The sequence below is a fragment of the Enterobacter cloacae complex sp. I1M genome, from assembly GCF_014982425.1.
GTDB classification, from domain to species: domain Bacteria; phylum Pseudomonadota; class Gammaproteobacteria; order Enterobacterales; family Enterobacteriaceae; genus Enterobacter; species Enterobacter intestinihominis.
The window spans coordinates 1-20,941 of record NZ_JADCLG010000030.1; the positions used below are offsets into that span (position 1 = coordinate 1).

Annotated in this window: 19 protein-coding genes; 11 read left to right on the forward strand and 8 right to left on the reverse strand. The window is 54.5% G+C overall.

Annotated elements, in window-relative coordinates; translation table 11 throughout:
- Window positions 1-143: 143 nt before the first annotated feature.
- Entirely contained in the window at window positions 144-1,424 is a 1,281-nt protein-coding gene (gene hemL / locus INF86_RS17920; RefSeq protein WP_038415373.1) for a glutamate-1-semialdehyde 2,1-aminomutase, read from the reverse strand.
- Window positions 1,425-1,601: 177 nt separating this feature from the next.
- Here hemL and clcA point away from each other — a divergent pair, with 177 nt between their 5' ends.
- Together clcA and erpA are read left to right on the forward strand one after the other, a co-directional pair.
- The gene (clcA, locus tag INF86_RS17925; RefSeq protein WP_022647097.1) at window positions 1,602-3,002 is read left to right on the forward strand and encodes a H(+)/Cl(-) exchange transporter ClcA; all 1,401 of its coding nucleotides are present in this window, start codon (window positions 1,602-1,604) and stop codon (window positions 3,000-3,002) included.
- Between the two features lie 85 nt (window positions 3,003-3,087).
- Window positions 3,088-3,432: an iron-sulfur cluster insertion protein ErpA gene (gene erpA, locus INF86_RS17930; protein ID WP_003856230.1), complete on the forward strand. Its 345-nt coding sequence runs from the start codon at window positions 3,088-3,090 to the stop codon at window positions 3,430-3,432.
- Window positions 3,433-3,489: 57 nt separating this feature from the next.
- On the opposite strand, the gene INF86_RS17935 is transcribed toward erpA, so the two are convergent.
- Genes INF86_RS17935 through mtnN form a run of 3 tightly spaced genes read right to left on the reverse strand, consistent with a single transcriptional unit; the run spans window position 3,490 to window position 5,637 of the window.
- Window positions 3,490-4,113: a TRIC cation channel family protein gene (locus tag INF86_RS17935; RefSeq protein ID WP_193543773.1), complete on the reverse strand. Its 624-nt coding sequence runs from the start codon at window positions 4,111-4,113 to the stop codon at window positions 3,490-3,492.
- 23 nt (window positions 4,114-4,136) lie between these two features.
- Window positions 4,137-4,946, reverse strand: a complete 810-nt coding sequence (btuF, locus tag INF86_RS17940) for a vitamin B12 ABC transporter substrate-binding protein BtuF (protein ID WP_022647099.1) — start codon at window positions 4,944-4,946, stop codon at window positions 4,137-4,139.
- Window positions 4,939-5,637 (reverse strand): 5'-methylthioadenosine/S-adenosylhomocysteine nucleosidase, encoded by a 699-nt coding sequence (gene mtnN, locus INF86_RS17945; RefSeq protein ID WP_003856223.1) that lies wholly within the window; start codon window positions 5,635-5,637, stop codon window positions 4,939-4,941. Before mtnN ends, btuF begins: the two co-directional genes overlap by 8 nt.
- 82 nt (window positions 5,638-5,719) lie before the next feature.
- Between mtnN and dgt the strand changes: the two genes are divergently transcribed.
- The 3 genes from dgt to INF86_RS17960 all read left to right on the forward strand — a co-directional run bounded on the left by dgt (window position 5,720) and on the right by INF86_RS17960 (window position 10,104).
- Window positions 5,720-7,234 carry a dGTPase gene (dgt, locus tag INF86_RS17950; protein WP_023299363.1) on the forward strand — a complete coding sequence of 505 codons (1,515 nt, stop codon included), beginning with the start codon at window positions 5,720-5,722 and terminating at the stop codon, window positions 7,232-7,234.
- A gap of 132 nt (window positions 7,235-7,366) precedes the next feature.
- A complete protein-coding gene (degP, locus tag INF86_RS17955) occupies window positions 7,367-8,800 on the forward strand; it encodes a serine endoprotease DegP (RefSeq protein ID WP_022647101.1) in 1,434 nt (477 codons plus the stop codon).
- A 146-nt stretch (window positions 8,801-8,946) separates the two neighbouring features.
- Entirely contained in the window at window positions 8,947-10,104 is a 1,158-nt protein-coding gene (locus INF86_RS17960) for a CdaR family transcriptional regulator (protein ID WP_003856217.1), read from the forward strand.
- Between the two features lie 89 nt (window positions 10,105-10,193).
- On the opposite strand, the gene INF86_RS17965 is transcribed toward INF86_RS17960, so the two are convergent.
- The 4 genes from INF86_RS17965 to map form a co-directional block, all read right to left on the reverse strand.
- Window positions 10,194-10,583, reverse strand: coding sequence for a DUF3461 family protein (locus tag INF86_RS17965; RefSeq protein ID WP_022647102.1), 390 nt, complete (start codon window positions 10,581-10,583; stop codon window positions 10,194-10,196).
- A 110-nt stretch (window positions 10,584-10,693) separates the two neighbouring features.
- On the reverse strand, window positions 10,694-11,518 hold the full coding sequence (gene dapD, locus INF86_RS17970; protein ID WP_003856214.1) for a 2,3,4,5-tetrahydropyridine-2,6-dicarboxylate N-succinyltransferase: 825 nt from the start codon (window positions 11,516-11,518) through the stop codon (window positions 10,694-10,696).
- Window positions 11,519-11,550: 32 nt separating this feature from the next.
- The gene (gene glnD, locus INF86_RS17975; RefSeq protein WP_032676702.1) at window positions 11,551-14,226 is read right to left on the reverse strand and encodes a bifunctional uridylyltransferase/uridylyl-removing protein GlnD; all 2,676 of its coding nucleotides are present in this window, start codon (window positions 14,224-14,226) and stop codon (window positions 11,551-11,553) included.
- Between the two features lie 62 nt (window positions 14,227-14,288).
- Window positions 14,289-15,083 (reverse strand): type I methionyl aminopeptidase, encoded by a 795-nt coding sequence (map, locus tag INF86_RS17980; RefSeq protein ID WP_022647104.1) that lies wholly within the window; start codon window positions 15,081-15,083, stop codon window positions 14,289-14,291.
- Between the two features lie 321 nt (window positions 15,084-15,404).
- On the opposite strand from map, the gene rpsB reads away from it, so the two are divergent.
- The 6 genes from rpsB (at window position 15,405) to ispU (ending at window position 20,935) form a co-directional block, all read left to right on the forward strand.
- On the forward strand, window positions 15,405-16,130 hold the full coding sequence (gene rpsB / locus INF86_RS17985) for a 30S ribosomal protein S2 (protein ID WP_022647105.1): 726 nt from the start codon (window positions 15,405-15,407) through the stop codon (window positions 16,128-16,130).
- Between the two features lie 117 nt (window positions 16,131-16,247).
- Complete coding sequence (gene tsf, locus INF86_RS17990) at window positions 16,248-17,099, forward strand: translation elongation factor Ts (protein ID WP_015572722.1); 852 nt, start codon at window positions 16,248-16,250, stop codon at window positions 17,097-17,099.
- A gap of 149 nt (window positions 17,100-17,248) precedes the next feature.
- Complete coding sequence (gene pyrH, locus INF86_RS17995; protein WP_008501910.1) at window positions 17,249-17,974, forward strand: UMP kinase; 726 nt, start codon at window positions 17,249-17,251, stop codon at window positions 17,972-17,974.
- A 167-nt stretch (window positions 17,975-18,141) separates the two neighbouring features.
- The gene (gene frr, locus INF86_RS18000; RefSeq protein WP_003856180.1) at window positions 18,142-18,699 is read left to right on the forward strand and encodes a ribosome recycling factor; all 558 of its coding nucleotides are present in this window, start codon (window positions 18,142-18,144) and stop codon (window positions 18,697-18,699) included.
- Window positions 18,700-18,791: 92 nt separating this feature from the next.
- A complete protein-coding gene (gene ispC / locus INF86_RS18005) occupies window positions 18,792-19,991 on the forward strand; it encodes a 1-deoxy-D-xylulose-5-phosphate reductoisomerase (RefSeq protein ID WP_193543774.1) in 1,200 nt (399 codons plus the stop codon).
- A 185-nt stretch (window positions 19,992-20,176) separates the two neighbouring features.
- Entirely contained in the window at window positions 20,177-20,935 is a 759-nt protein-coding gene (gene ispU, locus INF86_RS18010; protein ID WP_003856176.1) for a (2E,6E)-farnesyl-diphosphate-specific ditrans,polycis-undecaprenyl-diphosphate synthase, read from the forward strand.
- Window positions 20,936-20,941: the final 6 nt, after the last annotated feature.

Consider the following 20,941-nt stretch of genomic DNA (forward strand, 5'->3'; position numbering starts at 1 on the left):
GAATGACCTCCACCGCCGTATGTTCCCCTCACCCTAACCCTCTCCCCGGAGGGGCGAGGGGATTGCTCAGTGCTCGCATTAATTTGTGGGGAACCCTCAGCCCTGTGGGAGAGGGTTGGGGTGAGGGCATCAAGCCGCACATTTTACAGCTTCGCAAATACCTTACGCGCTGCGTCGATGGTGTTATTGATATCTTCTTCGCTGTGCGCCACGGACATAAAGCCCGCTTCAAACGCTGACGGGGCAAGATACACGCCTTCTCCCAGCATCAGGTGGAAGAAGCGTTTGAAGCGTTCCACGTCGCATTTCACCACGTCCTGATAGCAGGTCACGGTTTTCGCATCGGTGAAGAAAATCCCGAACATCCCGCCCACGTGGTTCACCACCAGTGGAATACCCGCATCTTCTGCGGCTTCCAGCAAACCGTTTGCCAGTTGCGTCGTCCGGTCCGTCAAGGTTTCGTGGATACCCGGCTGCGCCACTTCGGTCAGACAGGCAAAGCCCGCCGCCATCGCAATCGGGTTACCGGAGAGCGTACCCGCCTGGTAAACCGGACCGGTTGGCGCCAGCACGTCCATGACGTCCTTACGGCCGCCAAACGCGCCGACAGGCATGCCGCCGCCAATGATTTTGCCGAGGCAGGTCAGATCCGGCTCCACGCCATAATAAGACTGGGCACCCGCCAGCGCCACGCGGAAGCCGGTCATCACTTCGTCGATGATCAGCAGCGCGCCGAACTCATCGCACAGGGCGCGCAGGCCCGGCAGGAAATCCGGCTGCGGTGGGATACAGTTCATGTTGCCCGCAACTGGCTCAACGATGATGCAGGCGATCTCCTGCGGATACTGCTCGAACGCGGCGCGAACGGTGCTCAGGTCGTTATAGGTGCAGGTCAACGTGTGTTTCGCGAAATCAGCCGGCACCCCCGGAGAGTTTGGCTGGCCGAGGGTCAGCGCGCCGGAACCGGCTTTCACCAGCAGACAGTCTGCATGGCCGTGATAACAACCTTCGAACTTGATGATCTTGTCACGGCCGGTAAAACCGCGTGCCAGACGGATAGCGCTCATGGTCGCTTCGGTACCGGAGTTCACCATACGCACCATGTCCATCGTTGGCACCAGTTCGGTGACCAGCTCCGCCATTTTGACTTCCATCTCGGTTGGCGCGCCGAAGCTCAGGCCGCGCTGAGCGGCTTCAATCACCGCGTTGCGGATCGCCGGGTGGTTATGCCCCAGTACCATCGGGCCCCAGGAGCCGACGTAATCGACATAGGCTTTACCATCCACATCATACAGATATGCGCCATCCGCACGCTCGATAAACAGCGGGGTGCCACCCACGCCGGTAAAGGCGCGCACGGGTGAGTTCACGCCGCCTGGGATTAGCTCGCGGGCTGCGCTGTAGAGGTTTTCAGACTTGCTCATGGCGTCGTTCCTGGTTCGTAGAAATGAGTTAAGGCAACTATTCTAAGTGATTCGGAAGAGGTTATAAAATTTTTGCCCCATAGAAGGCTTAACAATTGTTAAGTATTTTTCAGGGGACGAGGGGATTGTCTCTGGTAGAATCCCTGCGGCCTTTTGTATGACGAAACAGAACAGGTAATGAACGAGAACACGCCTTCTTTTGAACAACAACAGTTTACGCGCGCGAAGCACCGGGTCAGTATCCGGCGGCTGCTCAACCGTGACAAAACCCCGTTAGCCATTCTGGTGGCAGCCGCCGTTGTGGGCACGCTGGCCGGGCTGGTAGGCGTCGCGTTTGAGAAAGCCGTCAATGCGGTGCTCAACTGGCGCATAGGCACCGTCGCCAGCTTCGCGGATCGTGAATGGCTGGTCTGGGTGTGGGCCTTTGGCCTTTCGGCCCTGTTTGCCATGGTGGGCTATTTTCTGGTGCGTAAATTCGCACCTGAAGCAGGTGGCTCGGGGATCCCTGAAATTGAGGGGGCGCTAGAAGAGCTACGCCCGGTTCGCTGGTGGCGCGTGCTTCCTGTGAAATTTATCGGCGGGATGGGAACGCTCGGAGCGGGCATGGTGCTCGGTCGGGAAGGGCCAACGGTACAGCTGGGCGGTAACGTCGGGCGCATGGTCGGCGATCTGTTCCGTATGCGCAGCGCTGAAGCGCGCCATACGCTGCTGGCGACGGGGGCGGCGGCCGGGCTGTCTGCCGCGTTTAACGCGCCGCTGGCGGGTATCCTGTTTATCATTGAAGAGATGCGCGCCCAGTTCCGCTACAACCTGATCTCCATTAAAGCGGTGTTTACCGGCGTGATTATGTCGAGCATTGTCTTTCGCGTCTTTAACGGCGAAGGGGCGGTGATTGAAGTTGGCAAGCTAACCAATGCGCCGGTCAATACTTTGTGGCTGTATCTGATTCTTGGGATGATTTTTGGCGTCGTTGGCCCGCTTTTTAACACCCTGATTTTACGGGCTCAGGATATGTTTCAGCGCATCCATGGCGGAAATACCACGAAATGGGTGCTGGTGGGGGGCCTGCTTGGTGGCGTGTGCGGGATCCTCGGTTTTATCGAACCGAATGCGGCGGGCGGCGGTTTCGGTCTGATTCCCATTGCCGCGGCGGGGAATTTCAGCGTAGGCCTGCTGCTGTTTATGTTTATTTCACGCGTCATCACCACGGTATTGTGCTTCTCCTCTGGTGCCCCGGGCGGCATTTTCGCCCCGATGCTGGCGCTGGGGACGCTGCTGGGTACGGCGTTCGGGATGGCGGCGGCGGCAGGCTTCCCGGCCTACCATCTGGATGCGGGAACGTTTGCGGTTGCGGGAATGGGGGCGCTGCTGGCGGCCTCCCTGCGTGCGCCGCTGACCGGGATCGTGCTGGTGCTGGAAATGACCGACAATTACCAGCTCATTTTGCCAATGATCATTACCTGCCTCGGCGCGACACTATTAGCCCAATTCCTGGGTGGAAAACCGCTATACTCCACCATTCTTGCCCGTACCCTGGCGAAACAGGAAGCTGAACAGGCCCTGAAGCAGAATACTTGAATGAATTACCAGGGTATTAGATAATGACAAAAAGAATTGGGTGATTTTTACCCAATAGCAGTCGCAGTATTCATGGGAGCATAAGATGAGTGATGACGTAGCGTTGCCGCTGGAATTTACCGAAGCAGCAGCGAAAAAAGTGAAAACCCTGATTGCCGACGAGGACAATCCGGATCTGAAACTGCGTGTTTATATTACCGGCGGCGGCTGTAGTGGCTTCCAGTATGGTTTTACCTTTGACGACCAGGTTAACGATGGTGATATGACTATCGAGAAACAGGGCGTCGCGCTGGTGGTTGATCCGATGAGCCTGCAATATCTGGTGGGCGGTTCAGTGGACTACACTGAAGGTCTGGAAGGTTCGCGCTTTGTGGTGACTAACCCGAATGCGACCAGCACCTGCGGGTGTGGTTCTTCATTCAGTATTTAACCTGAATGCAAATTGTAGGCCCGGTAAGCGAAGCGCCACCGGGCTTATAAACGATACCTATCTTGAATTTTCATCCAGTGCAAACGTCGGCAGCTTCAGGTGCCAGCGTATCGCCGCTAAACGGATCACCAGCGTTACCACCATCCCCAGCATCGCCGCGTTTTCCAGTGGGACAGCAAAGGTGTAAAATGCCGTGGCGTGAACAATCCCCCCGACGATACAGGCCGTCGCGTAGATTTCCGTTCGCAGGATCATCGGGACTTCTCGCGCCAGAATGTCGCGAATAATCCCTCCGCCCACGCCGGTCAACACGCCCATACAGATCGCCACCAGCGGGCCAGTCCCGGCAATAAAGGCTTTATTCACGCCTATTCCCACAAAGACCGCCAGACCGACGGCATCCAGCACCGGCAATATCCATTTTGGTAGTCTGCGAGGCTGACGAACCAGCACGATGGTTAACAGGCAGGTGACCATCGCCACCACCAGATCCGTTGGATCTTTTACCCAGAATACCGGGCCGTTTGCCAGCGCCATATCGCGAATCGTTCCGCCGCCTACCGCCGTAACGACGCCGAGCACCAGTACGCCAAAAGGATCCATGCGTAGTTTTCCGGCAAGCAAAACGCCGGAGATAGCAAAAACGGCTGTGCCAAGAATATCCAGCCAATACACGAGCATCGTTAAATCCTCGAATAGGGTATTTATCTGTTTGAGTGACTCTCTGCCAGTTCGGCGCAGAGTTGTTTTGCGGCGAGGATAATACGCGGGCTGGCGCGTTCAAACCAGTCGCTGTTGAGTGCGATGACCGGAATTTTAAGCTGCCGATGCCAGAATTGTTCTATTTTAGGAATCTCGCTCGCATTTCCGACCACCACAATGGCCTGCGGTTGTCGCGCCAGAACCTGCTCACGACTGACCTGCGGCCAGGGGACCCGGCTTTCGGCAAAGATATTTTCACCTCCACAGATCTCAAGCACCTGGTTCTGGATCGAACCTTTCCCGGTAGTGAACAGCGGCTGGCTGCCAAATTGCAGAAAAACGCGTTGTTTCGGTTGCGTGCCGTATCGGGTTTTTAGCGCAGCATAGTCGTTGAGCATCTGCTGTGCAGCGTGCTCGGCGCGTTGGGGGGTAGGGCTGAAGGGCGCGAGGTCACGGAGGGTTTGCGCCACCTGTTCGATACTCACCGCATCTACCCATTTTACCGTTATTCCCAGCGAAGAGAGCTGGTTCACCTGTCGTTCGGCATTACCACCGCGCCAGGCAAGAACCAGATCGGGCTTCAGCGCCACGATGCGTTCCAGGTTCATTCCCTGCCAGGTGGCAACCTGTTCGATTTGGGCGGCCTGCGGTGGATAATCGGAAAAGCTGCTCACCGCAACGGGCGTAATCCCGGCGGCAAACGCCAGTTCCGTATTGGCAGGGGAGAGTGTGATCACCCGCGGCGCGGCGATGAGCCAGGCCGGGGCGAGCAGAAGCAGGGCGACCAGCGCCCTGAATGACACCTTACCCACGCGCCAGTTTCTGCACCAGGGTTTCCACCATCACGGTGGACTGTTTGGCCGCAACGGCCAGGAACTCGTCGAAGCTGATGTGGGACTGCTGGTCCGCCACGTCAGAGATCGCGCGAACGACCACGAACGGCACGCTGAAGTTATGGCACACGTGCGCAATGGCCGTGGCTTCCATCTCAACGGCCACAGCCTGCGGGAAGTTATGACGGATTTTCGCCAGACCAACAGAACCGTTGATAAAGGCATCGCCGCTGACGATCAGGCCACGCACCGCATTGAGGTTCAGCTCGTTAATGCAGCTTTCAGCGGCGGCAATCAGCTTATCATCCGCTTTAAACCCGGCCGGGCAGCCCGGAAGCTGACCATATTCGTAGCCGAATGCGGTGACATCTGCATCGTGGTAACGCGCTTCGTCGGAAACCACGATATCGCCCACTTTCAGCGTCGGCGCCAGACCGCCCGCCGAACCTGTATTAATGATAACGTCAGGCTTGCAGCGCTCAAGCAGCAGGGTCGCGCCCAGTGCCGCTGCAACTTTACCGATGCCTGATTTCAGCAGAGCCACGTCAACGCCGTTCAGCTGGCCGGTGTAGATCTCACAGCCACCAAGGGAGAGGGTCTGACGGTTCTCAATTTTGTCACGCAGCAGCGTAACTTCTTCTTCCATTGCACCAATAATGCCGATTTTCATAGATTTACTCGCGATGTGCCTTGTTAAGATGCATAGTCTATCATGCGGTTAAGGGGAAACGCATTCTCACGCGGGGGAGCACATGGCACCAATCGATTTTCGCACCAAAATTAACTGGCACCGACGTTTCCGTTCGCCACAGGGCGATAAGAGCGAACATGAGATCCTGCGCATTTTTGAAAGCGATCGCGGACGCATCATCAATTCGCCCGCCATCCGCCGGTTACAGCAAAAAACCCAGGTGTTCCCGCTGGAGCGTAACGCCGCGGTGCGTACGCGGTTAACGCACTCCATGGAAGTGCAGCAGGTGGGGCGCTACATTGCAAAAGAGATCCTCAGCCGTCTTAAAGAGCAACGTCTGCTGGAAACCTACGGGCTGGATGAACTGACCGGGCCGTTCGAAAGCATCGTTGAGATGGCCTGCCTGATGCACGATATCGGCAATCCTCCCTTTGGTCATTTCGGCGAGGCCGCCATCAATGACTGGTTTAAACAGCGGCTTTTTCCCTCTGACGCCATAAGCCAGCCGCTCAGCGATGACCGCTGTGTGGTACGCGATTTACGCCTGCGTGAGGGCGAAGATAGCCTGAACGATCTGCGCCGCAAGGTGCGTCAGGATCTGTGTCATTTCGAAGGTAACGCGCAGGGGATCCGTCTGGTGCACTCCCTGATGCGCATGAATCTGACCTGGGCGCAGGTGGGCTGTATTCTCAAATACACGCGTCCCGCGTGGTGGATGGGGGAAACGCCTGCCACCCATAGCTACCTGATGAAAAAACCGGGCTATTACCTGTCGGAAGAAGCGTACATTGAACGGTTGCGTAAAGAACTTTCGCTAACGCCGAATGGCCGTTTTCCATTGACGTGGATTATGGAAGCGGCTGATGACATTTCTTATTGCGTGGCCGATCTGGAAGACGCAGTGGAAAAAAGAATATTCAGCGTCGAGGAGCTGTATCAGCATCTTCACGATGCCTGGGGAGAGCATGAAAAAGGTTCTCTGTTTGCACAGGTCGTCGAGAATGCCTGGGATAAATCGCGTTCAAATTCGCTGAGCCGCAGTACCGAAGATCAGTTCTTTATGTATTTGCGGGTCAATACGCTGAATAAACTGGTGCCGTATGCGGCCGCCCGTTTCATTGATAATTTGCCGATGATATTTAGCGGGGAATTTAATCACGCCCTGCTGGAAGATGAGAGCAGTTTTAGTCAGCTGCTTGAATTATATAAAAACGTGGCTGTTCGCCATGTTTTCAGCCACCCGGATGTCGAACAGCTGGAGCTGCAAGGATACCGGGTTATCAGCGGTTTGCTGGAAATTTATGGCCCGCTGCTCCAGCTGACGGTCGATGAGTTTTGCGAGCTGGTCGAAAATGAACGTGTTCGCCGCCTGCCGATTGAATCTCGTCTCTATCAGAAGCTTTCAACCCGTCACCGGCTGGCATACATTGAGGCCGTCAGTAAAATAGATCGTCATTCTTCCCAATGGCCAGTCATGGAATATTATTATCGCTGTCGTCTTATCCAGGACTATATCAGCGGGATGACAGATTTGTATGCCTGGGATGAATACCGCAAGCTTATGGCCGTTGAATAAGCCATGAGTTTTGTAAAGACGACCAATAAATTTTTACTTTTTCCATAAACTTAATCCCGGAACTAAGCGGTATAAAACGAATCTGAGTTACACAGCAATTTTGCGTTATCTGGTAAATCGAGATTGAGAAACATGAAAAAAACCACATTAGCAATGAGTGCACTGGCTCTGAGTTTAGGTTTAGCGTTGTCCCCTCTGGCGACGGCGGCCGAGACAGCTTCCTCGGCAGCGACTGCACAGCAGATGCCAAGCCTGGCCCCGATGCTCGAAAAAGTGATGCCATCGGTGGTGAGTATTAACGTTGAGGGCAGCACAACCGTCAATACGCCGCGTATGCCGCGTAATTTCCAGCAGTTCTTCGGCGACAATTCGCCATTCTGCCAGGACGGTTCGCCATTCCAGAGCTCCCCGTTCTGTCAGGGCGGCGGCGCAGGGGATGACGGTCAGGGCGGCGGCCAGCAGCAGAAATTCATGGCACTCGGCTCGGGCGTTATTATTGATGCAGCGAAAGGCTACGTGGTGACCAATAACCACGTGGTAGATAATGCTAACACCATTAAGGTTCAGATGAGCGATGGCCGTAAATTCGATGCCAAAGTGGTCGGTAAAGACCCGCGCTCCGATATCGCACTGATTCAAATTCAGGATCCGAAGAACCTGACGGCGATTAAGCTTGCCGACTCTGACGCGCTGCGCGTGGGTGACTACACTGTCGCCATCGGTAACCCGTTTGGTCTGGGCGAAACCGTGACCTCGGGTATCGTCTCCGCGCTGGGACGTAGCGGCCTGAATGCGGAAAACTATGAAAACTTCATCCAGACGGATGCGGCCATTAACCGCGGTAACTCCGGCGGTGCACTGGTTAACCTGAACGGTGAACTGATCGGTATCAACACCGCTATCCTGGCACCGGACGGTGGCAACATCGGTATCGGCTTTGCTATCCCGAGCAACATGGTGAAAAACCTGACTGCTCAGATGGTGCAATATGGACAGGTGAAACGTGGTGAGCTGGGGATCATGGGGACCGAGCTGAACTCCGAGCTGGCGAAAGCGATGAAAGTGGACGCTCAGCGCGGCGCATTCGTAAGCCAGGTCATGCCGAACTCTTCAGCGGCGAAAGCCGGCATTAAAGCGGGTGACGTGATCACCTCTCTGAATGGTAAACCGATCAGCAGCTTTGCCGCCCTGCGTGCGGAAGTGGGTTCTATGCCAATCGGCAGTAAAGTGACCCTCGGCCTGCTGCGTGAAGGTAAGCCAGTTAACGTGAGCCTGGAACTGCAACAGAGCAGTCAGAATCAGGTGGATTCCAGCACCATCTTCAGCGGTATTGAAGGTGCTGAGATGAGCAACAAAGGGGCAGATAAAGGCGTGGTGGTGAACAACGTGAAAGCGAACTCACCTGCTGCCCGTATCGGCCTGAAAAAAGGTGATGTGATCATGGGCGCTAACCAGCAGCCGGTGAAAAACATCGCTGAACTGCGCAAAATTCTCGACAGCAAGCCGTCCGTGCTGGCACTGAATATTCAGCGTGGTGATACCTCTATTTATCTCCTGATGCAGTAATCTTCTTAAGCCCCTGTTCGCAGGGGCTTTCTCTTTTCTGTGACCTTTCCCACAACTCCATACATCTCGCTCTGCCTTTGGGCATTTGCACAATGCGGCCTTAGCTGAACTTCCCTATGCTTGAGCTCTGCTCACGGGAGGGTTATATGGCTGGCTGGCATCTTGATACCAAAATGGCGCAGGATATCGTGGCGCGCACCATGCGAATCATCGATACCAATATCAACGTAATGGACGCCCGAGGGCGCATTATCGGCAGCGGCGATCGTGAGCGTATTGGTGAATTGCACGAAGGGGCGTTGCTGGTGCTCTCTCAGGGGCGCGTGGTCGACATTGATGACGCCGTGGCGAAACATCTGCACGGGGTCCGTCAGGGGATCAACCTGCCGCTGCGTCTGGAAGGAGAGATTGTTGGCGTTATCGGTCTGACCGGCGATCCTGAATCGCTGCGTAAATACGGCGAGCTGGTCTGCATGACGGCGGAGATGATGCTGGAGCAGTCGCGTCTGATGCACCTGCTCGCCCAGGACAGCCGCCTGCGTGAAGAGCTGGTGATGAATTTGATCCAGGCGGAGGAGCACACGCCTGCCCTGAGCGAGTGGGCGCAGCGTCTGGGTATCGACCTGAATCAGCCGCGCGTGGTCGCCGTGATTGAGGTGGATAGCGGCCAGCTTGGCGTGGACAGCGCCATGGTGGAGCTACAGCAGCTGCAAAATATGCTGGCGACGCCGGAGCGTAACAACCTGGTGGCAATCGTCTCTTTGACGGAAATGGTGGTGCTCAAGCCTGCGCTTAATCAGTTTGGCCGCTGGGACGCGGAAGATCATCGTCGCCGCGTTGAGCTGCTCATCGAGCGCATGAAGGAGAACGGACAGCTCCGTTTTCGCGTCGCGCTGGGAAATTATTTTACCGGGCCGGGAAGTATCGCCCGTTCATGGCGAACGGCGCGCACCACCATGATGGTGGGTAAACAGCGCATGCCGGAGAGCCGCAGTTATTTCTATCAGGATCTGATGCTGCCGGTCCTGCTCGACAGTTTGCGCGGTGGCTGGCAGGCCAACGAGCTGGCGCGCCCGCTTGTGCGTCTGAAAGCGATGGACAACAACGGGCTGCTGCGCCGCACGTTGCAGGCGTGGTTCCGGCATAACGTGCAGCCGCTGGCAACGTCAAAAGCGCTGTTTATTCACCGTAATACGCTGGAGTATAGGTTAAACCGGATCTCGGAACTGACGGGGCTGGATTTAGGGAATTTTGACGACCGGCTACTGCTGTATGTGGCGTTGCAGCTGGATGAACAAAGATGATGCTGTTTGCCGGGTGGCGGCTTCGCTTTACCCTGACTACATGCGTTCGTAGGCCCGGTAAGCGAAGCGCCACCGGGCAATAAAACGGCTCATTTGTTACGCGTCAATTTCTCAAGATCAGCTTCAATTTCGCTGATCTTATGGGTAACAACACTTTCCAGGTGACGCAGGTCGTCAAGGATCTTACGTTTCAGATCGACTTCGCTGCGATCGCGCTGGCAGATTTGATCGAGTTCGTCGATAACGTAGCGCAGGTTAGGGCTGATTTCCTGTACTTCTTTATATCCCTGACCGATACCGTCAGCGACAACGGTCTTACGCTGGCGTGGGTATTTAAATTTCACGCTTTTGGCGAAGAACTCTCCTTTGTCCTTGTGAAAATAGATTTTCAAAATATCGTTATTGGCTTCCTGGCGGAGACTATAACGATCAATTTCATCAGGATTGGTAATGCCCAGACTTTTCAGATTATCGTACATAGCGGTACCCTTGATCTCAACATAACCTATGAATAATTAACGAAAAAATCTATTTTCGCCACCTTCGGATATAAAAAAAGCGGGGTTGCCCCCGCTTTTTTTATACCCGATTAATCGATGGTGCGCAGCAGTTCATTGATGCCCACTTTACCGCGCGTTTTCGCATCCACTTTTTTCACGATGACCGCGCAGTACAGGCTGTATTTGCCATCTTTAGACGGCAGGTTGCCGGAAACCACAACGGAACCGGCTGGAACGCGGCCGTAGTGAATTTCACCGGTTTCGCGATCGTAAATACGGGTGCTCTGGCCAATGTACACGCCCATGGAGATCACAGAACCTTCTTCGACGATCACGCCTTCAACCACTTCGGAACGTGCGCCGATGAAGCAGTTGTCTTCGATGATGGTTGGGTTAGCCTGAAGTGGCTCCAGAACGCCACCAATGCCGACGCCGCCGGACAGGTGAACATTTTTACCGATCTGCGCGCAGGAGCCGACGGTAGCCCAGGTGTCCACCATGGTGCCTTCGTCAACGTAGGCGCCGATGTTCACGTAGGATGGCATCAGCACGGTGTTGCGTGCGATGAATGCCCCCTGACGAACGGCTGCCGGTGGTACTACGCGGAAGCCCTCTTTCTGAAAGCGCGCTTCGTCGTAATCCGCAAATTTCATTGGCACTTTATCGAAGTAGCGGCTTTCTGCTCCGTCGATAACCTGGTTATCGTTGATACGGAAAGAGAGCAGCACAGCTTTCTTCAGCCATTGATGAGTAACCCACTGACCGTCGATTTTTTCTGCCACGCGCAGCGCGCCGGAATCCAGCAGGGAAATAACCTGGTTTACCGCTTCACGGGTCACGGTATCCACATTTGCCGGAGTGATGTCGGCGCGACGCTCAAAAGCGGACTCAATAACGTTCTGTAACTGCTGCATTGTTTACTCTTTCCATTTCACTAAAAAACACGTCACCCTTTATCGTTTGGATTGAGGGCTGCTGTCAACCGTTGTTGCACTTCAAGTTGCAGGTCATTATTAAGGGCACGCCGGTCGGCCGTCGCGATTATAAATAAATCTTCTACTCGTTCGCCAATGGTTGTAATTCGGGCGCCGTGAAGCGAAATTCCCAGATCGGCAAATACCTGGCCGACGCGGGCGAGCAGCCCTGGCTGGTCGAGCGCAATCAGCTCAAGGAACGATTTACGGTCGGTATGGGTCGGCAGGAAATTGACCTCGGTATCGACGGTAAAGTGGCGCAGTTTTGCTGGCTGACGTCGCGGCTGCGGAGGTTGCCAGCTGCGCTGCGTAATCGCCTGCTCGAGGCCAAAGCGTATCCCCTCATGCCTGTCCGACGACAGCGGGCTGCCATCCGGCTCCAGTACAATAAAGGTGTCCATCGCCATGCCGTCGCGGGTGGTAAAAATCTGCGCGTCGTGAACGCTCAGGTTACGCCTGTCCAGTTCGGCGCAGACCGCCGCAAACAAATAAGGCCGGTCCGGGCTCCAGATAAAGATCTCCGTTCCGCCACGCGTGGCCTGCGGGCTGAGCAGAATCATTGGTTTCGTCAGGTCGTGCTTCAGCAGATGCCGGGCGTGCCAGGCAAGCTGGTTTGGGCTGTGGCGCACAAAGTAGTTGGCGCGACAGCGCGCCCAAATCTGATGTAGTGCCTCTTCGTTAATGTTATCCATGCGCAACAGGGCAAGCGCCTGCAACTGGTGGTGGCGCACGCGCTCGCGCATATCCGGGGTGTTCTGCATCCCGCGACGCAGCTGTTTTTCGGTGGCGAAGTACAGTTCGCGCAGCAGGCTCTGCTTCCAGCTGTTCCACAGGGTTTCGTTGGTAGCGCAGATATCGGCTACCGTCAGGCAGACCAGGTAGCGCAGGCGGTTCTCCGTTTGCACTTCCTCGGCGAACTGCTTGATCACTTCCGGATCCTGAATATCACGACGCTGAGCGGTAACCGACATCAGCAGATGATGGCGAACCAGCCAGGCAATAAGCTGCGTCTCACGTGAGTTCAGGCCGTGCAGCTCGGCAAATTTCAGCACGTCCTGGGCACCGAGTACGGAGTGGTCGCCGCCGCGACCTTTGGCGATATCATGGAACAGGGCGGCGATCAGGATCAGTTCCGGGTGAGAGAGGCGCGGCCACAAATCAACGCACAGCGGATGGCGGGATCGCGTCTCTTCTCTGGCAAAACTTTCCAGCTTCAGCATGACGCGGATCGTGTGCTCATCCACCGTATAGGCGTGAAACAGGTCGAACTGCATCTGCCCGACAATATGCGACCACTGTGGCATATAGGCCCACAATACACTATGTCGGTGCATCGGCAGCAGACCGCGGCTGACGGCGCCCGGATGACGAAGCATGCTCAGGAATAGCGAGCGCGCCTCCGGGATGTAACACAGCGGCTGCTTCAGATGACGCCGCGCATGGCGTAAATGGCGAAGGGTGGTGGAGTAGATCCCGGTGATCGTGCTGTTGCGCACCATGGTATAGAACATTCGCAGGATCGCTTCCGGTTCGCGGATGAACAGCGTTTCGTCGCGAAGATCGATCAGCGTGCCGCGCAGCTGAAATTCGTCATCAATCGGACGCGGTTTTTCGTCTGCCGTCAGCGCGAGGATCGCCTCATCGAACAGCTGTAGCAGCATCTGGTTCAGCTCAGAGACGCGGCGAGTGACGCGGAAGAAATCCTTCATCATTTGCTCGACCGGCTCGTTGCCCTCGCCCTGGTAATTCAGGCGCTGCGCCACGCTAAGCTGCCGGTCAAACAGCAGGCGGTTATCGTAGCGGGTGACCTCCAGGTGCAGCGCAAAACGGATGCGCCAGAGCAGATGCAGGCACTCGTTGAGTTCGTTACGTTCGGCTTCGGTCAGAAAACCAAAACCGACCATTTCGTCCAGCGAGGTGGCCCCAAAATGGCGACGGGCGACCCATTGCAGCGTGTGGATATCGCGCAGGCCACCGGGGCTGCTTTTAATATCCGGTTCGAGATTATAGCTGGTGCCGTGATAGCGCTGGTGGCGCTGGTTTTGTTCTTCGACTTTCGCGGCGAAGAATTTTTCTGAAGGCCAGAAGCCGTCGCTAAAGATGTGCTTTTGCAGTTCGAGGAACAGCGCCACGTCGCCAATCAGCAGGCGGGTTTCAATTAAATTGGTAGCGACGGTCAGGTCAGATAACCCTTCCAGCAGACACTCTTCCAGCGTGCGCACGCTGTGACCCACTTCCAGCTTCACGTCCCAGAGCAGGGTCAACAGCTCACCGATTTTCTGCGCCCGATCGTCCGGCAGTTTTTTACGGCTTAAGATTAGCAGGTCGATATCAGAGAGCGGGTGCAGTTCACCCCGGCCATATCCGCCGACAGCAACCAGCGCGACGTCGCTCACCTGCCCGAAACCGTAGTCGATCCACAGACGTTGCAGGAGCTGGTCGATAAATTCGGTGCGCGCTTCAATGAGCTGTTCGGCTGAGACGCCTGCATCAAATGCGCTACCCAGCCAGCGATGGAAAACCGCCATATGGGATTTGATATGCGCGCAGGTCAGCTCATGCGGTGGCCAGACGCCCGGGTTGTCAGGCTGGTCGGGGAGGGTGGGAAGTGCTGTGTTAGCATACTGTTCGGGTAAGAGATTACTCATCGTGCGCCACCCATAAGAAAAAGCTATCGCCATTAAAAAAGCCGGCATTCGCCGGCTTCTTATCACTCAATGTTCGTCAGTATCGCCGGGATGGTGTCATCCTTGCGCAACGTCATAATTTCGCAGCCGTTGTCTGTAACCACAATAGTATGCTCGTACTGGGCAGACAAGCTTCTGTCTTTGGTTTTTACCGTCCAGCCATCTTTCATGGTACGGATGCGGTAATCGCCCGCGTTGACCATTGGCTCAATAGTAAAGGTCATGCCCTTTTGCAGCACTACGCCACCGTCGTCTGCATCATAGTGCAGAACTTGCGGTTCTTCATGGAACACACGACCAATACCGTGACCGCAATATTCACGCACCACGGAGAAACCTTCCGCTTCCACAAACTTCTGGATTGCGGCGCCGATGGTGCGCAGGCGGATGCCTGGCTTCACCATTTTCAGCGCCAGGTAGAGGCTGTCCTGGGTGACTTTACACAGGCGCTCGCCCAGAATCGTTGGCTTGCCAACGATGAACATCTTAGAGGTGTCACCGTGGTAGTCATCTTTAATGACGGTCACGTCGATGTTGACGATATCGCCATCTTTCAGCAGCTTCTCGTCATCCGGAATGCCGTGGCAAACCACTTCATTAATAGAGATGCAGACGGATTTTGGAAAACCGTGATAGCCAAGGCAGGCGGAGACCGCGTGCTGCTCGTTGACGATATAGTCGTTACAGATGCGATCCAGTTCGCCGGTGCTGACGCCCGGTTTCACAAACGGTTCGATCATTTCCAGCACGTCAGCGGCCAGACGACCGGCGACGCGCATCTTTTCAATTTCTTCAGGTGTCTTAATAGAGATAGCCATGTAATCTGTCCATCGGTGTCGATTTTTTCGACAATACTAGTGTAAGTGTTGTCAATGGTATCAGTCAGGCGCACCCCGTGCCAAATTGAGAATCATTAACAGCACACTCCGCCAACAATTATTGGTTTCTGACCGTGTTTTGTGATATAAAGCGCGCCGGACTTCCGATCCATCTCAGATACACAGGCTGGACGGGAGCGACAAATCTCACTTTGTGTAACAACACACACGTATCGGCACATATTCCGGGGTGCCCTTCGGGGTCGGTAATATGGGATACGTGGAGGCATAACCCCAACTTTCAATATAGAGGTTTTAAACATGGCAACTGTTTCCATGCGCGACATGCTCAAGGCTGGTGTTCACTTCGGTCACCAGACCCGTTACTGGAACCCGAAAATGAAGCCTTTCATCTTCGGCGCACGTAACAAAGTTCACATCATCAACCTTGAGAAGACTGTACCAATGTTCAACGAAGCCCTGGCTGAGCTGAGCAAGATCTCTTCCCGTAAAGGTAAGATTCTGTTCGTTGGTACTAAGCGCGCTGCAAGCGAAGCTGTGAAAGATGCTGCTAACAGCTGCGACCAGTTCTTCGTGAACCATCGCTGGTTGGGCGGCATGCTGACCAACTGGAAAACTGTTCGTCAGTCCATCAAGCGCCTGAAAGATCTGGAAACCCAGTCTCAGGACGGTACTTTCGATAAGCTGACTAAAAAAGAAGCGCTGATGCGCACTCGTGAACTGGACAAGCTGGAAAACAGCCTGGGCGGTATCAAAGATATGGGCGGCCTGCCAGACGCGCTGTTCGTAATCGATGCAGACCACGAGCACATCGCAATCAAAGAAGCTAACAACCTGGGTATCCCGGTATTCGCTATCGTTGATACCAACTCCGATCCGGACGGTGTTGACTTCGTTATCCCGGGTAACGACGACGCAATCCGTGCTGTTAGCCTGTACCTGAGCGCTGTAGCTGCTACCGTTCGTGAAGGCCGTTCCCAGGATCTGGCTTCTCAGGCGGAAGAAAGCTTCGTAGAAGCTGAATAATAAGGTTTTACCCCTTATTAGTACCGTGTATGAATAGGGGCCCATTATCGGCCCCTTTTTTCAATTTATACTGTTTGGCTCCCGGCCGGGCAGTTCACATCTCCCGAGGATTTAAGAATGGCTGAAATTACCGCATCCCTGGTAAAAGAGCTGCGTGAGCGTACTGGCGCAGGCATGATGGATTGCAAAAAAGCGCTGACCGAAGCGAACGGCGACATCGAGCTGGCAATCGAAAACATGCGTAAATCCGGTGCGATCAAAGCAGCTAAGAAAGCAGGCAACGTTGCTGCTGACGGCGTGATCATCACCAAAATCGACGGCAACTACGGCATCATTCTGGAAGTTAACTGCCAGACTGACTTCGTTGCTAAAGATGCTGGTTTCCAGGCATTTGCTAACAAAGTTCTGGACGCAGCGGTTGCAGGCAAAATCACTGACGTTGAAGTGCTGAAAGCACAGTTCGAAGAAGAGCGTGTTGCGCTGGTTGCTAAAATCGGTGAGAACATCAACATCCGTCGCGTATCTTCCCTGGAAGGCGATGTTCTGGGCTCTTACCAGCACGGCGCGCGTATCGGTGTTCTGGTTGCGGCTAAAGGCGCTGACGAAGAGCTGGTTAAACAGCTGGCAATGCACATCGCTGCAAGCAAACCAGAATTCGTTAAGCCAGAAGACGTGTCTGCTGAAGTGGTAGAGAAAGAGTACCAGGTTCAGCTGGACATCGCGATGCAGTCTGGTAAGCCAAAAGAAATCGCAGAGAAAATGGTTGAAGGCCGCATGAAGAAATTCACCGGCGAAGTTTCTCTGACTGGCCAGCCTTTCGTAATGGATCCAAGCAAGTCTGTTGCTCAGCTGCTGAAAGAGCACAACGCTGACGTGACTGGCTTCATCCGCTTCGAAGTGGGCGAAGGCATCGAGAAAGTTGAGACTGACTTCGCAGCAGAAGTTGCTGCCATGTCCAAGCAGTCTTAATGATTGAAAAGGAGCCGCCTGAGGGCGGCTTCTTTTTGTCACCCGTCTCACGAAATCAGACAGGCTCCAGTATCGCTGTGCTGATTTGCGACATATCATGTCGCCAGAATTAACCCCATCTTAATCGTTGACAGTCTCAGGAAAGAAACATGGCTACCAATGCAAAACCCGTGTACAAACGCATTCTGCTTAAGCTGAGTGGCGAAGCGCTGCAAGGATCGGAAGGCTTCGGTATTGACGCAAGCATCCTTGATCGCATGGCACAGGAAATCAAAGAACTGGTCGAACTGGGTATTCAGGTTGGCGTGGTCATTGGCGGTGGCAACCTTTTCCGTGGTGCTGGTCTGGCGAAAGCGGGGATGAACCGCGTAGTGGGCGACCACATGGGGATGCTGGCAACCGTGATGAATGGCCTGGCGATGCGTGATGCGCTTCATCGCGCCTATGTGAACGCTCGCCTGATGTCCGCTATTCCTTTGAATGGCGTATGCGATAACTACAGCTGGGCAGAGGCTATCAGCCTGCTGCGCAACAACCGCGTGGTGATCCTCTCCGCCGGTACGGGTAACCCGTTCTTTACCACCGATTCCGCAGCCTGCCTGCGCGGTATCGAAATCGAAGCCGATGTGGTGCTGAAAGCGACCAAAGTAGATGGCGTGTTTACTGCCGACCCGGCAAAAGATCCTTCCGCGACCATGTACGATCAGCTGAGCTACAGCGAAGTGCTGGATAAAGAGCTGAAAGTGATGGATCTTGCCGCCTTCACGCTGGCTCGCGACCATAAACTGCCGATCCGTGTTTTCAACATGAACAAGCCTGGCGCGCTGCGTCGCGTCGTGATGGGCGAAAAAGAAGGCACTTTGATCACGGAATAATTTCCGTCGGCGATAAATACAGGTAAGATTCCGCTTTACTTTGTAGTGGTATCTTACCTGGACGCGCCTTTGGCGCTGTCATGAATTAAACGCGACTATACTTAGCACACCTGTAGCGCTGTGCTGGCGGATAGTCTGCCTGAGACAAGTTTTCAAGGATTCGTATCGTGATTAACGACATCAGAAAAGATGCTGAAGTACGCATGGACAAATGCGTAGAAGCGTTCAAAAACCAAATCAGCAAAATCCGTACTGGCCGTGCTTCCCCAAGCCTGCTGGATGGCATCATCGTAGAATACTACGGTACGCCTACGCCACTGCGTCAACTGGCGAGCGTGACGGTAGAAGATACCCGTACCCTGAAAATCAACGTGTTCGATCGCTCAATGAGCCCGGCCGTTGAAAAAGCGATCATGGCATCTGACCTGGGCCTGAACCCAAGCTCAGCGGGCGCGGATATTCGTGTTCCACTGCCTCCGCTGACGGAAGAGCGTCGTAAAGACCTGATCAAAGTCGTACGTGGTGAAGCAGAGCAGGGTCGCGTTTCCGTGCGTAACGTGCGTCGCGATGCGAACGATAAAGTGAAAGCCCTGCTGAAAGAAAAAGAGATCAGCGAAGACGACGATCGTCGTTCTCAGGACGACATTCAGAAAATGACCGACGCGGCGATCAAGAAAATTGATGCGGCGCTGGCAGAAAAAGAAGCGGAACTGATGCAGTTCTGATTTTCGCTATACACTGATAAACGCCGTTCAGAAGGACATTGAGTCTTGCTGGCGGCGTTTTGCTTTTATCTGGTCTAACTTTTGGGCATCTCATGAAGCATCTCACTCTCCTCGGCTCGACCGGCTCTATCGGTTGCAGCACTCTCGACGTCGTACGTCATAATCCCGACAGCTACACCGTGACCGCACTTGTGGCCGGAAAAAACGTGCAGCGAATGGTCGAACAGTGCATGGAGTTTACCCCTCGTTTTGCGGTGATGGATGATGAAGAGAGCGCCCGCCAGGTGAAAACGCTGTTGCAGGAGAAGGGCTGTCGTACCGAAGTGCTCAGCGGGCAACAGGCGGCTTGCGATATGGCCTCGCTTGATGAAGTTGATCAGGTAATGGCGGCAATCGTCGGGGCGGCGGGTCTTCTGCCGACGCTTGCCGCTATTGATGCGGGAAAAGATGTTCTGCTTGCAAATAAAGAGTCGCTGGTCACCTGCGGACGCCTTTTTATGGAGGCGGTAAAACAGCGTGGGGCGCGTCTTTTGCCGGTCGATAGCGAGCACAACGCGATTTTTCAGAGTTTACCCCAACCTTTTCAACAAAACCTGGGGTACGCTGACCTGGAGCAGAATGGCGTTGTGTCGATTCTGCTTACCGGGTCTGGTGGCCCGTTCCGTGAAACGCCACTGTCTGAATTGAGCGCAATGACGCCGGATCAGGCGTGTCGTCATCCGAATTGGTCAATGGGGCGTAAGATCTCCGTCGATTCGGCCACCATGATGAATAAAGGTCTGGAATACATTGAAGCTCGCTGGCTGTTCAATGCGTCGGCGAAACAGATGGAAGTGCTGATCCACCCGCAGTCGGTGATTCACTCTATGGTGCGCTATCAGGACGGCAGCGTGCTGGCCCAGTTGGGCGAGCCGGATATGCGTACGCCTATTGCTCATACGATGGCGTGGCCAAACCGCGTAAAATCGGGCGTTAAGCCTCTCGATTTTTGCAAGCTGAGTTCACTGACGTTTAGCGAGCCTGATTACGACCGTTATCCCTGCCTGAAACTGGCGATGACGGCCTTCGATCAGGGGCAGGCGGCGACAACGGCGCTTAATGCAGCCAATGAAGTGACCGTTGAAGCATTCCTGAATCAGCAGATCCGCTTTACTGATATCGCCGCGTTGAATTTATCCGTGCTGGAGATGATGGATTTGCGTGAGCCGCAGAGTGTGGAAGAGGTGCTGGCCGTGGATGAACAGGCACGTATTGTTGCGCGTAAACAGGTGACACGTCTCGCAAGCTGGTGATAAAGCAAGCACTAGTCGTCGTGCTATTTGTTAGCGTTGGGCTTCAGTGATATAGTCTGCGCCACCTGATCGCAGGTATTTGGCTTTAAGTGGTCAGGTAAGCCGTGGTATGACACGGCTTTTTTATGTATAGGCTTCAGTATTCCTGTGTACCGTTAAATCCTTTCAGGGACTAAAAACGCGTTATGTTGTCTGCGAATCAACCAATAAGCGAAAACTTGCCAGCACATGGCTGTCGCCATGTTGCAATCATCATGGATGGCAATGGCCGCTGGGCGAAAAGACAAGGGAAGATACGAGCCTTTGGGCATAAAGCCGGGGCGAAATCTGTTCGCCGCGCCGTTTCTTTTGCCGCCAATAACGGCATTGATGCGTTAACGCTCTATGCTTTTAGCAGTGAAAACTGGAATCGACCTGCGCAAGAAGTGACTGCGTTGATGGAACTGTTCGTGTGGGCGCTCGATAGTGAAGTAAAAAGCCTGCACCGCCACAACGTCCGCTTGCGTATTATTGGCGAAACCAGTCGTTTTAACTCACGTTTGCAGGAACGGATTCGCAAAGCTGAAGCGCTGACGGAAAATAATACCGGCCTGACGCTCAATATCGCGGCGAATTACGGCGGACGCTGGGATATTATCCAGGGGGTTCGGCATTTGGCTGAGCAGGTTCAGGAAGGGCTGTTAAGACCCGACCAGATTGATGAAGAGGCGCTGAGTCAGCAAATCTGCATGAATGAACTGGCTCCCGTGGATTTGGTTATAAGGACAGGGGGGGAGCATCGCATAAGTAACTTTTTGCTGTGGCAAATTGCCTACGCTGAACTTTACTTTACGGATGTTCTTTGGCCAGATTTTGATGAACAAGACTTTGAAGGTGCGCTGCATGCCTTTGCCAATCGAGAGCGTCGTTTCGGCGGCACCGAGCCTGGTGGCGATAACGCCTGATGGGGG

Bases quoted from the DNA above. Each gene is read 5' to 3' on its own strand.
- hemL (WP_038415373.1), bottom strand. From the start codon at position 1,424: ATGAGCAAGTCTGAAAACCTCTACAGCGCAGCCCGCGAGCTAATCCCA.
- clcA (WP_022647097.1), top strand. From the start codon at position 1,602: ATGAACGAGAACACGCCTTCTTTTGAACAACAACAGTTTACGCGCGCG.
- erpA (WP_003856230.1), top strand. From the start codon at position 3,088: ATGAGTGATGACGTAGCGTTGCCGCTGGAATTTACCGAAGCAGCAGCG.
- INF86_RS17935 (WP_193543773.1), bottom strand. From the start codon at position 4,113: ATGCTCGTGTATTGGCTGGATATTCTTGGCACAGCCGTTTTTGCTATC.
- mtnN (WP_003856223.1), bottom strand. From the start codon at position 5,637: ATGAAAATCGGCATTATTGGTGCAATGGAAGAAGAAGTTACGCTGCTG.
- dgt (WP_023299363.1), top strand. From the start codon at position 5,720: ATGGCACCAATCGATTTTCGCACCAAAATTAACTGGCACCGACGTTTC.
- degP (WP_022647101.1), top strand. From the start codon at position 7,367: ATGAAAAAAACCACATTAGCAATGAGTGCACTGGCTCTGAGTTTAGGT.
- INF86_RS17960 (WP_003856217.1), top strand. From the start codon at position 8,947: ATGGCTGGCTGGCATCTTGATACCAAAATGGCGCAGGATATCGTGGCG.
- INF86_RS17965 (WP_022647102.1), bottom strand. From the start codon at position 10,583: ATGTACGATAATCTGAAAAGTCTGGGCATTACCAATCCTGATGAAATT.
- dapD (WP_003856214.1), bottom strand. From the start codon at position 11,518: ATGCAGCAGTTACAGAACGTTATTGAGTCCGCTTTTGAGCGTCGCGCC.
- glnD (WP_032676702.1), bottom strand. From the start codon at position 14,226: ATGAGTAATCTCTTACCCGAACAGTATGCTAACACAGCACTTCCCACC.
- map (WP_022647104.1), bottom strand. From the start codon at position 15,083: ATGGCTATCTCTATTAAGACACCTGAAGAAATTGAAAAGATGCGCGTC.
- rpsB (WP_022647105.1), top strand. From the start codon at position 15,405: ATGGCAACTGTTTCCATGCGCGACATGCTCAAGGCTGGTGTTCACTTC.
- tsf (WP_015572722.1), top strand. From the start codon at position 16,248: ATGGCTGAAATTACCGCATCCCTGGTAAAAGAGCTGCGTGAGCGTACT.
- pyrH (WP_008501910.1), top strand. From the start codon at position 17,249: ATGGCTACCAATGCAAAACCCGTGTACAAACGCATTCTGCTTAAGCTG.
- ispC (WP_193543774.1), top strand. From the start codon at position 18,792: ATGAAGCATCTCACTCTCCTCGGCTCGACCGGCTCTATCGGTTGCAGC.
- ispU (WP_003856176.1), top strand. From the start codon at position 20,177: ATGTTGTCTGCGAATCAACCAATAAGCGAAAACTTGCCAGCACATGGC.